Raw genomic sequence first — 14,300 nt, 5'->3', positions numbered from 1 at the left:
GAAAGCGGGCCTCCTTCGATGGAGCAACTGGCGTCAGACACCAGCAGCTTCGAGGGAGGCCCGCCCTTCTCGGCGGAGCCACACGGGTGGGGAACTTCGATGAGCGTCAGTGGGGAATTTCAGCGAGCGCGATCAACCGACGGTATTACGTACGCCAACAACGACATACTGCGCAATCATTTGGAATTGCGGCAGCGCTACGAGAACGTCCGACTGGTGTTCTCGGGGCGCTGGACCACCTTCAACGGAGACAACTGGTGGGTCACGGTAGTCGGGGCTCCCTTCGGGGATGCGGCGGCAGCCAACGGGTGGTGTGACGCCCACGGCATCGACTCGTGGAACTGTCTTGCGAAGACCGTTAGTGACAGTCGGGGGCCTGAGGGGACGACGGTGATTCGCAAATAGGGCCTCCGCGTCAACAGGACAGGTGCGGGTCCTTATTTATTGCAACGTGCTTCAATGCGGCGTCGACGCGGGCGATGTCCAGTTCGTGATTGTTGACCGCGGCCTCAAGCCGATCGAGAACTGCGGGCACCTCGTCGGTCGAAACCCACAGCGCGACGTCCGCGCCGGCGCTCAGCGCCTTTAGCACCGCCTCCGGAACGGTGTAGTGCTGAGTGATCGCACCCATGCTGGACAGGTCGTCGGTGTAGACGAGACCGGCGAACGGTGGGCCACCGTAGCGTCCGCTACGCAGGAACTCATATGCGGCCGGTGACAGGCTGGCCGGGTCACTACCGGTCAGATCTGGAACTTGCATGTGACCGACCATCACCGCGACCGGTAGTGCGGTACTCAGTTCACGGTAGGGGATCAGGTCTTGGTCCATCAATGAACTCAGCGGGGGTGTGGTGACCTCGCCTTTGTGTGAATCTCCGGAGGCACGGCCATGGCCGGGGAAGTGTTTCAGCACGGGGAGCAGACCGGCGTCGCGCAGGCCGCTGGCGTACGCGCCGGCGTAGGCGACCACGGTTGAGGGATCGTCGCCGAAGGACCGGTCCCCGATGACGGTGTTGGCGGCGTCGTCGGTGATATCGACGACCGGAGCGAAGTCGACGGTGATTCCCCAGGCGCGCATCTGTGTCCCGCGCTGGAAGGCGATGTCGTGGACCTGTTGCAGCGGAGTTTGTCTGGCTGCGAGCTCCCGTGCTGAATCTTGTTCGCCCAGAAGCGACCTGAGGCGTTGGACCCGGCCGCCCTCCTCGTCCACACTGACTGCGAGCGGAAGCGGACGCTGGCTGGCCTGCAACTCACGCAGGCTGCCGTCGGACAGCATGCCCAGCTGGGTCCAGCTGGCGACGAAGACCCCGCCGACACCATAGTTCGCGACGACTGCTCGGGCGTCGTCGATGCTGTTGACACCGACCATCAGTAGCTGTGCCAGCTTCTGGCGCAGGGTCAGCTCTGACACGGCCGCTTGAAGTTTCGTACACGGCGGTGGCACCGCGGCCGCGGTGGGCGTTGCCGCCGTGTCGGGAACTCCGGCCGCTTGCGTCGGCGCGGGTCCGGGCTTGGGCTTGCCGAGCACAACGGCCGCCACCGTCAGGACCACCGCCACCACAATCGCCGCGGCGGCGGGCCAGATCACCGAGCGTCCGCTGCGCGGTTCTGCGTCGTCGGACGGCGCAACAGCGTGGGGAGCCTGCGAGTCGAACGTCCGCGGCGGCTTCGGTCGGCGAGGGCTGGAGATCGGTCGTGGGGCCGGGGCAGTGGTCGTGGTCGGTTGCGGGGTCAGGGCCCGGACGAAGCCGTCGCAGGAGGCGAAGCGGTCACGCGGATCGAAGGAAAAGGCTTTGGCAAAGACGCTCCGCATGTGCTCGGCGTCGGTGACCTTCCCGGCGAGCCGGTCGGCACGGAACTGCAGATAGCCGTCGCTGGTCACGATACGAGTGGTGTCAGTGAACGGTGGCTCGCCGGTGATGATCTCGAAAACAGTTGCGGCCAAGGAAAATTGGTCGCTGTACTCGTCGGCACCTGCTCCGTTGAGTACCTCGGGCGCCACATAGTGGTGGGCGGCGTAGCGGGCGTGCTGACCGGCGTCGTCGCGATAGTGCCCGAAGTCGGTCAGCACGATCTGGTAGTTCTTCGAGAAGGGGTCGCCGAGCAAGATATTCGTGGGTCTGACCGCACCGTGGACGAGTTCTCGCGTGTGCGCATGGTCGAGGATGCGTGCGACGCGGCCGGCGATGGTCAGCGCGGCGCTTTCCGGAATCCCGGTGGGAAAGCGTCGGCGCACCAGCCGACCGGCGTCCAATCCGCTGACGTACTCAGTTGCGACCCAGACCCGTCCGTTGCGGTTGCCGATGTCGACCACTCGGGCTACGTCGGGATCATTCAGCGCGGAAACAACCGCGGCTGAGCGGCGAAGGCGTTGGACGAGAGTGGTGTCCGCCGACGCCTCGGCTCGCAAAATCTTCAGTGCGACCCGGATTCCGGATTGTGTGGCTGCGAGATAGACGGTGCCCACCGGGCCGGCCCCGAGGAGGCGGTCGATTACCAAGCCGGAATACACGTCACCCGGCGTCAACGGCATGCGCGGATGTTAGCTCACGCGCGGGTCCGGGCGTGCCCCTGTGGCAATAGTGTCATCCGCACGACGGTGATGATCATCCGTTCGGAGGACACATCGCAAATCACGACATCTCGTACGCGCCACGCTGACACGCTTTGGCGAGTTCCGCATCCTGGTGCTGGACCGCCGCCGCGGCATCCGTCAGCAGTTGGGCGATGATAGGCCACCGGCGCCCACTTTCATCGGTGCCATAGCGCTGCCAGATCCGGCCCGCTTCCAGCGCCTGGTTAGCCAGCGCATGGGCATCGCCGGCGTTGGCCGCGCACGCCGCACCCTTCACGAGGGCGAGCGCGAGATCGCGGTGGCCCTGTAGGTCGTCGTGACCGACGACGGCACTGCGGAATGCCGCCACCGCCTCCTGCGCCACGCGCAAGGCCGCCGAGTCGTCCCCCATCTCCGCGTGCGCGTCACACAGGCCTGCCAACGCCTCACCGAGCCCATGCCATGCCTCGTGGTCGGAGGGTGAGAGTGTGAGATGGCTGCGTGCCTTCGCGGACTGTTCGAACGCTGCCAGCGCAAGCGCATTTTGGTCGTCAGCCGCCGCGATCTGTCCTAGCCGGAATGCCCCTGTCCCCAGATATTGTTGCGCCCCAGTCGAACTCGGGGCCATATCTACCGCGTCGCGGAAAACCTGGCACGACACCTGCATCCACCGGATCGCCTCGGCCGGGTCGTTGTGCGCCAATGCGACAGTTCCCAGGTTGTTGTATGCCACGCCGAGAGCGAGCAGGTAGTCGATGTTGTCGGGATGGGAATCAATGAGCGCAAGCCGGATCCTGACAGCTTCTTCCGCAGTTGCGGCCGCCCGCCGCAGATTCTTGTCCACTTCGATTTCGCTGGTCACCTCCAGCACACGCGCCAGCGCCAGCTGGTAGTCGGGTGCTGACGGCTGGGCCGAACTGTGCTGACGCAATATCTGTTCGGCCTGCTGTATCGACGTGCGTGCAGCGGTGGCGTTGCCGGCCGCGTCGGCGCGACGGGCCGCGTCGATCAGGCTGGAGGCCTGTTGGACGAAGTCGCCCGGTGGCTGAACCGGCACAGGTGGGGGCGCCAGAGCTGCATTGCGCGTCGCCGCCACCTGAGGGCCATTCTTCGACAAGGACAGCGGCGCTGTCACGCCGGGCGCGTCCACCGCTGCCGTCGTCGCGCCCGAATCCGAGGTCGTGTCGGGGACCCACCATTCCCAACCTGGCGGCGGCAGAGGCCACGACGGGTCGGGGCGACGATCGGCGCTCGGACTCCAGTCGGCAGGCACAGGCCAATTCGGCGGAGGATTGAACCGCATCTTCATAGATCGATCCCAAGTTAGGCCCGGGGCGGATGAACCCGGATCATTCTAGAAGCGCGTCAGGTCATACAGCCGAGTGCCATCCTTCGCGTACACGGTTGCCGCGTCGTCACCGCTGAACTGGACGGAGTAGGTCGCCTTGTTCGGACCCTGGGTGACGACGAGTTTGTAGCGTCCGGCTGAGTCCGGCTTGCTGGCCAGGGCGCACTCCATCGGCCCGCCGATGTCGAGCGGCTTGCCGGAGTTGTAGAAGAACCCGTCGCACCTGCCGTCGGAGCTGAAACTTTTGGTGCCGGTGTTGTCAGAGGACTCCCAGGTTCCTACAAGTGATCCACCGTCGCTGGCGGCCGCTGTCGGGTCGGGTGCCGAAGCGCCGCCCGACGGCTTGACGCCGGGGGTCGCGGTGCTTCCTGCCGACGTGTTGTTCGGCGTCGAATGACAACCTGCTGCCGCGAGTACCGCCGGCACCGTCAGCATCACGAGGACCACGCGAGAGAAGGGCGAAACCATGGCTTCGACGGTAGTGGACGGGGTCGAGGGGATGGCCGAAATCACCGCTGCGAATTGGGTTCTCAGCCGAAGGCGGACGAAATTCATCCGTTCGGACGACACAGGTATGAATACCCCTGCGCTGCTTACCAGTTGATGGAGCGGGACTTTCCGCACGCGCCGCCGCCCGCGAGGAGCGGCCAATATCGCCCACGCTGGACCACCGTCACCTGCTACTGTCCGCAGTCGTTCAGGAGGGGAGGACCGATGAGTAGCGGTGCCGGTGTGGCGATATTTTTCGGCTTCGTCATCGTGGCGACGATCGGCTGGATTCTGCTCAGCAGAGCAGTGGATACCTCGATCGAAGCGCTCTTTCGGCATATCTTCTTTCGGAAGTCACACAAGACCGGCGACTACCTGATTAAGAACCCGCTCGTCTTTAAGACGCATGCCAGCTTCGACACGCTGAAGACGCGGATATTCAACGACATCGTCCCGCCCGATCGGAACGCATCGTGGGTGCCGTCGCTGTATCTCGCCTCGGCAGGTACAGAGCCCAACGGGGAATACGTCGCGCTGTTCCGCAAGGACACCAAGATGAACTACGGCCTCGACGTGGAGGTCAGGCTGCGTCAGGACGCAGCCGGGGTGGTCGGATCCGTCGACGTGGTCAGGTGGCGGCTGGAGGGCGGCGTCATCCAGCACGTGAACGAGATGAAGTTGCTCCGTCAGCGAGTCGAACAGATCGTCTTGGAACTCGATCCACAAGCCGAATTGAGCCATCGCAGTGAGCCCACAACCACTGTCCAACCGGCTTATCAGCAGCTCACGCCGCAGCTGCAATCACCCTGGGTACCACAGCAACAGCCACCTCCACCGGCTCAACCGGTGACACGGTACCCAGCCGCTCCCGGCGTCCCGCAGAATCCCGCGATGCCGCCACCGCAGCCGCAGCCCATCACCCCTCGCCCCGGCTCGAGATATGCGGTACCCGATACCAGTTCGTGGGTCGACCGCAACCAACAGTGACGTTCGCTTCTGGTAGGAGGCACCCAATGGGCGTTGTCATCGCGATCGCGGTCCTCATGGCGATCGGACTAGTGGCGATGTGGGCCAGCAACGGCATCTGGAACGGCGCCGGCGCTGCCGGGCGGGCCGTTCGCCGTGGACTATCGGGGCCTCAAACGCGCAAGCCGCCGCCGCTTCAGTTTCGCACCCGCACGCCACCGCAATTTCTGCGCGACCATGTTCTGCGGCAGGTCGCCGCGGCGCCGCAGGCGTCGGTGTCGGTGGGACTGTATCTCAATAGTGTTTCACCACAATCAATCTCGTACGCTTACGGCGATGTGATCAATACCAGTTTCACCGCTGAACTGCACCTGGAACCCGAGCTGGCCGGGACAAAGGGATACTTCGCGATCACCAACTGGACGCAGTGCGGCGGCGACGTTAGCGATACCTACGTGATGAACGAGCTCGGCGGCCACATCGATGCATGCGTCCGAAGCATGGATCCCGCGGCCGAGTTTCAGCGTCTGTAGCCGGCTAGCGGCGGGCCGGCCTCGATGTCTGCGACGGTTATCTCCGCTTCGAGGCGTGCACGTCGTGGGATCCTATCCGCGAAGATTCGTCCGAACGGGTGACACATAACCACGCTGTGATCCGATTATCGCCCCTAGGGTGTCTGCATCTACGTCGTTGCTGTCGCGGAAATGGATCATCGACATGACAAATCCCCCGCCGGGGTGGTACGACAACGAACCGCAGCGAGGGTGGTACGACCAGGAACCTCCCTCGGAGCCTCTGCGCTACGGTGTCACACCGGGCTACCAGCCGCCGCCACCAGGGAATCGTTCGTGGTCGGCGCGCACCGCTGCGTTCATCCTGATACCGGTGCTGGTCGTCGTGGCCGCAGCGGTCGGTTTCTTCGTGTTCAAGCCGCAGTCCGGCGGCAATACGGCGGGCCCCGTTGAAGGTCAGTTGCGCGGTACCTATCCCACCAAGCCGGCCGCGGACTGGCGGCTGCCGGCGGATCAGGTCTTCAGCGGAGCACGATTCGTCCTACCTGACGCCATCGCGTACTCGTATACGACTCCGGGCGTCATCGATCTCGGAGACGTTCTGCTCACTGCGGCCATCATGCCGAATTCGGATCGACCAGCCACGCTGGTGGCAATAGATGCCGCATCGGGCAAGATCCTCTGGCAGAGCTCCGACGTCGGCTTCAATCCGGTGTGCGCCGACAAGACGATCGATGGCACGGTTCCCTGCCTGGGTAGGGAGGCGACATTCGGAGCAGCGCCTGAGCCCGAGAAACCGCAGGTGTCGTTCATTGACGTCCACTCCGGCAAGGTCGTCCGGCGGTTGGCAGCTTCAGCCAAGGTGAGCACTGTCATAGTGCACGGCGCGGACCTCTACACCGTGGGCTATGGGGAAATGGCGAAGGGAAACGCCCAGAGTCTGACGGCGTCATGGACACGGACATACAGCACCGAATCCACGTGTCCGGGCAGCGGCGATTCGCACGACTTCGGCGTCAATGACAACGTCGTCTTCTTTGGCAGCGACGGCGGGGTCGTCGTCGCTGACACCAGGACCGGTGACCAGCTGACTGATCACGAGATTCAGAGCGTGAAACTGTTTGGCGACAAGGGATTTGCAGGTCGGGTATGCGATGCCGATCTTCGGGCCAGTGTTGAGATCGTCGGTGTCGACGGACAGGTGCGACAGAAAGTCACCACCGACGAGTGGGTCGCGAGGCCGTGGCTCGTATCGGACGCCGCGCAAGTGCCGGTCATCGTTGGGGACACCGCATATGACCCCGGCAGTGGCGAGCGGTTGTGGAGCGGGCGGCCCGGCCCAGGACGAGAGTCGGTGAAGATCACCCACATCGTGGGTGATATCGGAATCGGACATGAACCGCTACCTGACGCTGGTCACTTCTCCGACCTGGTTGGCGTTGATCTGTCCGACGGCCACCGCCTTTGGACGTCGCAGGTGTCAGGTTCCCCCGTCCTATCCGACGGCGAACGCGTGATGACCATCGGCGACGACGACGAGTTGACAGCGGTGAACCTGAGCACAGGCACGGCGGATTGGCAGCTGCACTCCGACGGAGTCGCGATTTCCCCGGCAGGCCAAGGCTTCACCATCACTGCTGGCGATACCATTACGTTCTACGGCCCCACCGGCGGTCCATCGTCGGCTCCTGGGCGGCACACGGCCGCCGAGAAGGCGCCGGATAGCCACGCGGCTGGCGGACCCGTCACCAAGTGTGGCAAGACACCTGAACTCAAGCCGGTGCAATTTCGGGCCGAGAACGGCGCGATGGTGGTGAAGATGGAGTTCAAGGCCAGCTGTCCGGGTGGCGATATCGTCAGCAGCAACCGATTTCGCGTCACGATCCGGGACGGTGAGAGTCTGATTGCCTCTGGGTATTTCGACTTCAGCATGGACCCGTTGGTGCTCGCTGGTGACAAACCCACCACGCTTGACCTGACCTTCGGGCCGGGCACGATCTGGCGGCTGCCGAACACGTTGGGCAACAGCAGCGGCAGCGCCTCCGGAAGCGCTGTGACGACCACCGCGGATGCGTCCGGGCGTGAGCTCGTCGACTGTGCTGACGAGGGGACGAGCACCGGGCCGGTGAGCGTTGACCCGGCGACCAACAACCAGACCGGCCGGGCCGCGACCGGAACCACACCGGAAGGGGCACCCTGCAATGACGGCGACGCTCTGGCCGCGATGCGGGTGCAGACCGACGCCGATCGGCCATTCGTCCAGGCCGACCTAACGGACCGCTGGGTGGCACAGTTGTCCGCCAAACATCCAGGGCTGGTAGCCCCCGACGTCAACGGACAGGTCCTCACCTGGACGCCGTGCGAGATCCTGCGTCAGCACGTCCGACTCCGCTTGCAATATCCAGAGGTCAGGTTGGTGTGGAGTGATGAATGGCGGACCTTCGACCTGCGAGGCTGGTGGGTCACCTTTGCCGGGTTGACGTTCCCCGATGCGGATGTGGCCAATCGATGGTGCGACGACCGGGCGATCCCGGTCGACGAGTGCTTCGCCAAGGTGATCAGCAACAGTCGGGACTCGGCAGGTACCACCAAATACCGGCGCTAGATAGGGCGTAAGTCCGGCGTGGCGGTCGGCGTTACGCGCGAAGACCGTGGGTAGGCGGAACTTCAGCGTCTGTAGCCGGCTAGCGGCGGCCGGCCTCGATGTCCGCGACGATTGCCTCTGCCTCTGGACCGCAGATCTTTCGGAGCTCGACGGTACCTGCTGCCGCCAGGTCGTCGATGCGTCTCTTGAGGTCGCCGGAGGTGACATGCGCATAGAGACTGGTGCCGGGGCACTCGGTGTCCGGGCTGGCGTCGCGGTGCCCGCCTAATGTTGCGGTCGGGATTCCGAATTGCTGGGCTGCCCACGCGAAAGCGAGGGCGGCGCCGTGCAGCTGCGCTTCGGTTATGTCTTCCTCGTCGAAGTTGCCTTCACACACCACGAGGAAATGTCCGGTGGGGTCGTAGCTCGTGGCAGTGTCGCCGACCAGCTCGGGCTTTCGCAGCTCGTACACATTGCCGTAACGGTCGACGCTGACGTGGTAGGCGATGTCGATCCAGCCCTTGGAGTCCTGGTGGTACCTCTGGTGCTGGCGCAGTCGGCCCGGCGCGTTGCTGTTGTCGCCGAGTACCACGGCGGTGTGGTGAATCGTCATGCGGTTCAGGGTGTGAGTGACCCCGCCCGGGCGCGGGGGACGGGCGCCCCAGGCCTCGCGGCACAGCATCAGACCGGATTCGCCTATCGGCGGGGCAGGTGGTGGGGCAAGAAGTGAACTGGTCGGCATACTACTGGCAGGTCTCGCCTCGACCGCGCTGCTCGGCGCTGAAGTCGGCCCGGGAGCGGTCTCCGTTGAACAGCCCCCGAGGGTGGCGGCGAGCCCGGCCGCACCGGCAAGCCAGAGCAACCGACGGCGGTCGATCAACTCACTAGCGTCGGCGGCCGGCTCGGATGCAGGTCCGTTCATGGCGATAACGATACGGAGTCGAATCGATTGGCCATCAACATTCGAGCCGTCGGGTCGGATCGCTGATGGTGTCAAGCCGTTTGCCGTAGGCATCGCCCCCCGCGGCGCGAACGGCGGCGCAGATGTCGGCGTCACTACGTCCGGCGGGCCGATACACGGCATAAATCGGATTTCCTGCGTCGTCTCGCTTGCGAAGCGAAGGACATGATTCGTCGGTCCGGAGGTAGGACGAGCCGGGGAAAAAGTTGAGAAATCGCTGGACTTCCTCGTCGTAGCGCCCAGGTGTTACAGCGTTGGCCAGCACCACGATTCCCGAACCGTCACATGGCGGATGACTCATCGGCACACTGACATTCAACGAGTTCGGCGAGACTGTCGAACTGTTCCGCGGCGTAGTAGTCGGGGTTCTTGTTGTGACCGAAGTACTGCTCGCCTGGAAGGTCCTGGTGGTGGTCGTGGTCGACGGAGTGAAGGCAGGGGTCTGTGTCGGTGACTTCTGGAGATTGATCACGATCACCGCAATGGCTATCAGTGTCGCAAGGGCGATCCCGGCGGCGGTCAGGGATTTGGCGGTACTGCCCTGTTTCTGGCCCGGGGTCGTCGTAATGGGGATCCGGTTGCTGGTGGGGGCGAGGATGGGAGTTGGTGGCATGTAGACGTTTTGGGGCTTGTGGAGCCTGACGGGGTCGGGCCGAGCCGTTCGACGGGCGGTGCGTTCGTGCTCGATGTGGCACCACGGGCAGTATTCCGTCTCTACCGGGAGTTGGTGTCCGCCCGCACATGTGCGGATCTGGAGCCCCTGCAGCGCGGTGCGCCATTCGTGGGCGGTAGGGCGCTCCCCGGGGTTGCGGGCTCCGTCGGTGAAGGCGCGCTCGAACAGCCGTTGAATGTTGCTGGGGAGGAAGCCCGGTGACGGCGCGAGTGGATGAGTGTGCAGCGGTGAACCCGGACCGCCTGCCCACCAGCCCGACTTGGCCAAGATGAGTGCATCGGGTTGGTCACCGGGTCCGGTCCAGATCCCCCGAAGAAAGGGGTGATTGCCGGCCATCAACAACAGATGGATGTGCACCGCCAAGGCGAACAGATCCGAGGGCTTTTCCCGTCCGGCTACGGCGAGGTTCAGGCCCGCCAGCTCGGGCGCGGTGAACTCCGCCCTGCCGACGCCGCACAGGAATTGTCGGCCGGCAGTGTCGGTGAACTGCATCGAGTCGCAGTCGACCAGCGTTACCTGGGTGGTGTTGTTGACTAGGATGTTGCGTTCCTGGAAGTCGCCGATGACGGCGTCGACTCGGTGCACCACCTCGACGGCGAGGCAGAGATTGGCTGCCACGTTGACGAGGTGCAGCCAGGTCACGTGTGGAGTCCATTGCGGTGCGGTGGCGAGCGGATTGGCCCGATTCGACGGGTTGCTCACGGTATGGATCTCTACCGCGTCGGTGGTGTCGATGCGACGCATGACGTAACCCACCGGGCCGGCTTCATTGGCCACCACATGTAGTGGCCAGGTCAGGACGACGAACCCGTCCGACTGCACCGCTCCTGCTGGCGGCGAATCCACCATCGCGGCTACCTTGGCGCACTTGAGTGCCCGATCCTTGAGACTGTCATGGAAGATCTTGGCCACCCATTCCGGGTGGCCCACCACCTCTGACACTGTGCCTTCACCAGCACGAGCGATCACGGCACCCAATCTCACCTGAACGGCGTCAGAACTGTCGGCGACCAAACCGCCGCCGACAAGCCACATTTCGTCCGTCATTAATCGTCCTTCGGCAACGGTGAGTTGAATCTCGGAATTGTGGCATGCGATTCACAGGTGTGAGCGTCGTATAACGCCTGCCCGGCGCAGTCGGCGGCGGTTGTCGGCCGTTCGTACTAAATCCCGCGGCGGGGGGAGCGGACAGACCCTTGCCGTGTTAGACCCGACGGGTGACGGATCAGTTGCCCCCAAGCAAGTTCGGTGCGGGCTATACCTACGGTGGCTCGGCGGGCGGTCCTCCACCGTCGTCCAGTCCGGTCAATCCTGCGACTTTTCCCAACCCGGTTTCTCCCTCACCCACGCAGTACGGCACCACCGCAGCGTCGACGCCTGACGTGGCCTATCGGGCACCGGCGACACAGTTCCTGCCTGCTGCGGCGCGAGTCAGCGGCGGCACGGCAATTGCAGCGGGCGTCTTGGCACTGGTGATGGGCGCCTATCGGGCATTCTCGACGTTCGCGTATTTTTCCACCGTCGCCGTGCTGGGCGACGCAGGCAGCAGTTACGCCGCGGTCCGCGACATGCGTAATTACGCCACGGCCGCTGGCGTCGTATCAGCGATCGGCACGCTGGCACTTGTCGTCGGGGCCATCCGGCTGTTCAACCGTGGATTAGGTGGCCGCGGACTCATCACGGTGGGGTGTTTGATCGCGATCGCGGATGTTGTGCTCATGTGGATCTCAGTGATGGGTTGGGTGGACCGTCTGTTTGGCTCTGGATCCATCTTCGGCGATCAGGGCCTCAACATTTCGACCGGCGACGTGCTGGCAGAGGCGTTCAGCCGACAAGGACCGTTCATTGTTGTCCACCTCTTCATCACCATCGGGATCCCGTTGCTCACAGTCGTGCTTGCGTACTCGAAGTCAACGCGGCGATGGTGCGAGGCTGGCCGGGCGCTAAGTCCGTACGGGCCGCGCCCCTACTAGGCGGGTCCTTGGGCTGAAGATGTTGACAGTGCGATACAGCAGTTCAGCTGACACGCATGCGATGACTTGTCCGCCGAACGGAGGACAGTCCCTCCCCGGGTGGTCGTGTAACAATCCAGATTTGCCAATCACAGGGCAGCGTGGACCCGCAACGGCGCGATGGTGTGCTGCCCAAGATCCTTGTGGGGAGGGATTCGGTTGACTCAGGGTGGCTGGGCGGTCGAACTTAACGACGAGAATCCGGACCCGCGGGTCGCCTGCGTGGTGCTCGCCGACGTGTCGGGTTCGATGCAGGGGGCCCCGATCGCCGCGTTGGAGGCGGGCTATGCCTCCTTCACCCACTACCTCAACAACGACCCGCTTGCGAGCAAGCGTGTTGAGGTGGCAGTGGTCACGTTCGGCAGTGCTGCGACTGTGCTGGTTCCCATGCAGGAGGCGCGTGGCCTACAGCCGACGCGCTTCACCGCATCCGGACGAACCAACATGGCCGCCGGAATTCATCTCGCCCTCGACATCATCGAAGAGCGAAAGTACGCCTACAAGGCGGCGGGCCTGCAGTACTACCGGCCGTGGATTCTGCTGCTCACCGACGGGCAAGCGAATCACGAGGGCTTCGACGAGGCTGTCGCGCGACTGAACGCCACTGAGATGGCCCGCGGTGTAACAGTTTTCGCTGTTGGCGCCGGCCCCCACGTCGACTGGCAGCAGTTGAGCCGAGTGTCGGTCCAGCGCGGGCCGGCGCCGCTGGATGGTTTGCGCTACGAGGAACTCTTCGAGTGGCTGTCTGCATCGCTGAGCAATGTCTCGAACTCGACCGAATTCGCCCGCAGTGATGAAGCATTGGCGGGAATGGGCGAGCAGATCAAGCTGCCACCGCTGACCGGCTGGTCGAGCGTGTGACCGATTCTCCCCGCGACCGCAGTGAGCCCGGTTACTGGCAATGGGCCGCGTGCGGTGCCTCCGCCACGGGATCAGAACACCTGCGACGGGGACTCGGATGCGATGACGCGTTCGGCTACGGGACCACCGATGACTTCGTCATCGCGGTCGTAGCGGACGGCGCCGGATCGGTCACTGGCACATCGGCGTGGGGTTCTTATGCCGCCTGCCAGAGCGTTCTTCATCAGACGATGACGCACAGCTTCATGAGTAGCTTTCGATCCGCCGGCCTTGAAGATGCCGACGCGATGATGCGGTGGCTATTCGAGGGTGCCCTCGGCGGGGTGACGAGGCAGGCTGGGGCCATTGGTGTACCGCTCAGCCAATTGGCGACGACGCTCTGCGTCGCTGTGTCGACACCGACGCTGACGGTGTTCGGGCAGATCGGTGACGGTGTCATTGCTTCCGAGAGCCAGCGCGGCATCGAGACTCACTTGATAGAGGAGAAGACCGAGTACGCGAACGCGACATGGTTTGTGCAGACAGACGGTGCGTTCGAGGAATCATTCCGCACCTCGGCGCACACCGACCTGACGGCATTCGCGTTGAGCACCGACGGCATGAGCTACAAGATCACCAACATCGTCACCGGCAAAGCCTACGAACCGTTTTTCGCAGGCTCGTGGCAACACGTGCGCACCGGGGCAAGTGCCGCCGATTTCGCAGCGCTCTTGCGTGGCATCGAAGACGATCAGACCGGCGACGACAAGACCATGGTACTTGCGGCGCTGCGGTGGGCCGATGACGAGTTCCATCCGTCCGCGCGGCCGGTGCAGACGACGATCGTGAGTTCGGCGCCGCCCTCAAATGCTTCTGCAGGCCAGCCACATAACGGCGCCAGCGCTGTTGTGAGTCAGCCTGAGCCGCCGACGCCGGGGCCTCCAATCTCGACTGAATCTCACAGCATCGTCGATCATGGTTCGTTCGTCGACGCAGAACGGCACGGCGGCGATACCGCCTTGCCGCCGGCCGACATCGACTTTGGTGATGCGGACACAGAGCCGGTCGGTGCGAGCCTCCGCAAGGAGCCGCGCCGGCGATGGTCTGCTCGCCGGCGTCATGACTAAAGGTATCGCTAAGGCGTTATGCAACAACCCTTTTAGCGTTGGGGGTGTTTGGTGAGTGGTTTGTGGGTTGATGGTGGGGTTTCGGTGGTGTTGGGTGCGGTGTTGGCGCGTGCGGGGGAGGGTGTGGCTGTGTCTTATATTCATCTGACGCTGTCGACGATAGTCCTTTTTACGAGTCTGGTGTGTCCCGTGGCATTCATTCATAAATAGACCGTTGTCGGAGTCATAGGCAAA

General features: G+C 63.9%; 11 protein-coding genes and 2 pseudogenes. 7 read left to right on the top strand and 6 right to left on the bottom strand.

Translation table 11 applies throughout. The features are described from left to right. Positions 1-405: pseudogene (locus tag HPC46_RS34760) on the top strand (hypothetical protein); the annotation flags it as partial. 10 nt (positions 406-415) lie between these two features. Here the strand turns inward: HPC46_RS34760 and HPC46_RS32355 are convergent. From HPC46_RS32355 to HPC46_RS32345, 4 genes and pseudogenes are all read right to left on the bottom strand, one after another. Then, a complete protein-coding gene (locus HPC46_RS32355) occupies positions 416-1,588 on the bottom strand; it encodes a glycoside hydrolase family 3 N-terminal domain-containing protein (protein ID WP_407665595.1) in 1,173 nt (390 codons plus the stop codon). A 189-nt stretch (positions 1,589-1,777) separates the two neighbouring features. Beyond that, positions 1,778-2,533, bottom strand: a pseudogene (locus HPC46_RS35365) (serine/threonine-protein kinase); the annotation flags it as partial. Positions 2,534-2,633: 100 nt separating this feature from the next. Next, positions 2,634-3,704, bottom strand: coding sequence for a tetratricopeptide repeat protein (locus tag HPC46_RS32350; protein ID WP_179476134.1), 1,071 nt, complete (start codon positions 3,702-3,704; stop codon positions 2,634-2,636). Between the two features lie 204 nt (positions 3,705-3,908). Then, a complete protein-coding gene (locus HPC46_RS32345) occupies positions 3,909-4,370 on the bottom strand; it encodes a hypothetical protein (RefSeq protein WP_179476133.1) in 462 nt (153 codons plus the stop codon). Positions 4,371-4,616: 246 nt separating this feature from the next. On the opposite strand from HPC46_RS32345, the gene HPC46_RS32340 reads away from it, so the two are divergent. The 3 genes from HPC46_RS32340 (at position 4,617) to HPC46_RS32330 (ending at position 8,474) form a co-directional block, all read left to right on the top strand. Next, positions 4,617-5,378 carry a hypothetical protein gene (locus HPC46_RS32340; protein ID WP_179476132.1) on the top strand — a complete coding sequence of 254 codons (762 nt, stop codon included), beginning with the start codon at positions 4,617-4,619 and terminating at the stop codon, positions 5,376-5,378. 71 nt (positions 5,379-5,449) lie between these two features. Next, positions 5,450-5,890, top strand: coding sequence for a hypothetical protein (locus HPC46_RS32335; protein WP_179476131.1), 441 nt, complete (start codon positions 5,450-5,452; stop codon positions 5,888-5,890). Positions 5,891-6,074: 184 nt separating this feature from the next. Further along, positions 6,075-8,474: a BamB-related PQQ repeat family beta-propellar protein gene (locus tag HPC46_RS32330; RefSeq protein ID WP_179476130.1), complete on the top strand. Its 2,400-nt coding sequence runs from the start codon at positions 6,075-6,077 to the stop codon at positions 8,472-8,474. A 79-nt stretch (positions 8,475-8,553) separates the two neighbouring features. Here the strand turns inward: HPC46_RS32330 and HPC46_RS35360 are convergent, their stop codons facing one another. Then, positions 8,554-9,066: a peptidoglycan recognition protein family protein gene (locus HPC46_RS35360; RefSeq protein WP_233716992.1), complete on the bottom strand. Its 513-nt coding sequence runs from the start codon at positions 9,064-9,066 to the stop codon at positions 8,554-8,556. Positions 9,067-9,409: 343 nt separating this feature from the next. Beyond that, positions 9,410-11,134 (bottom strand): hypothetical protein, encoded by a 1,725-nt coding sequence (locus tag HPC46_RS35355; RefSeq protein WP_233716991.1) that lies wholly within the window; start codon positions 11,132-11,134, stop codon positions 9,410-9,412. A 170-nt stretch (positions 11,135-11,304) separates the two neighbouring features. Between HPC46_RS35355 and HPC46_RS32315 the strand changes: the two genes are divergently transcribed. The 3 genes from HPC46_RS32315 to HPC46_RS32305 all read left to right on the top strand — a co-directional run bounded on the left by HPC46_RS32315 (position 11,305) and on the right by HPC46_RS32305 (position 14,066). Then, positions 11,305-12,060: a hypothetical protein gene (locus HPC46_RS32315; protein WP_179476128.1), complete on the top strand. Its 756-nt coding sequence runs from the start codon at positions 11,305-11,307 to the stop codon at positions 12,058-12,060. Positions 12,061-12,258: 198 nt separating this feature from the next. Beyond that, positions 12,259-12,960: a vWA domain-containing protein gene (locus tag HPC46_RS32310; protein WP_233716990.1), complete on the top strand. Its 702-nt coding sequence runs from the start codon at positions 12,259-12,261 to the stop codon at positions 12,958-12,960. Then, a complete protein-coding gene (locus tag HPC46_RS32305) occupies positions 12,957-14,066 on the top strand; it encodes a PP2C family serine/threonine-protein phosphatase (protein ID WP_179476127.1) in 1,110 nt (369 codons plus the stop codon). Before HPC46_RS32310 ends, HPC46_RS32305 begins: the two co-directional genes overlap by 4 nt. Positions 14,067-14,300: the final 234 nt, after the last annotated feature.

Source organism: Mycolicibacterium vinylchloridicum (genome assembly GCF_013404075.1).
Lineage (GTDB): Bacteria > Actinomycetota > Actinomycetes > Mycobacteriales > Mycobacteriaceae > Mycobacterium > Mycobacterium vinylchloridicum.
The sequence above is the reverse complement of the archived record's forward strand: the minus strand, read 5'-3'. Positions and strand labels throughout refer to the sequence as shown.

Excerpts from the sequence above, each read along its gene's own strand:
- HPC46_RS32330 (WP_179476130.1), top strand. The coding sequence starts at position 6,075 with ATGACAAATCCCCCGCCGGGGTGGTACGACAACGAACCGCAGCGAGGG.
- HPC46_RS32340 (WP_179476132.1), top strand. The coding sequence starts at position 4,617 with ATGAGTAGCGGTGCCGGTGTGGCGATATTTTTCGGCTTCGTCATCGTG.
- HPC46_RS32345 (WP_179476133.1), bottom strand. The coding sequence starts at position 4,370 with ATGGTTTCGCCCTTCTCTCGCGTGGTCCTCGTGATGCTGACGGTGCCG.
- HPC46_RS35355 (WP_233716991.1), bottom strand. The coding sequence starts at position 11,134 with ATGACGGACGAAATGTGGCTTGTCGGCGGCGGTTTGGTCGCCGACAGT.
- HPC46_RS35360 (WP_233716992.1), bottom strand. The coding sequence starts at position 9,066 with ATGACGATTCACCACACCGCCGTGGTACTCGGCGACAACAGCAACGCG.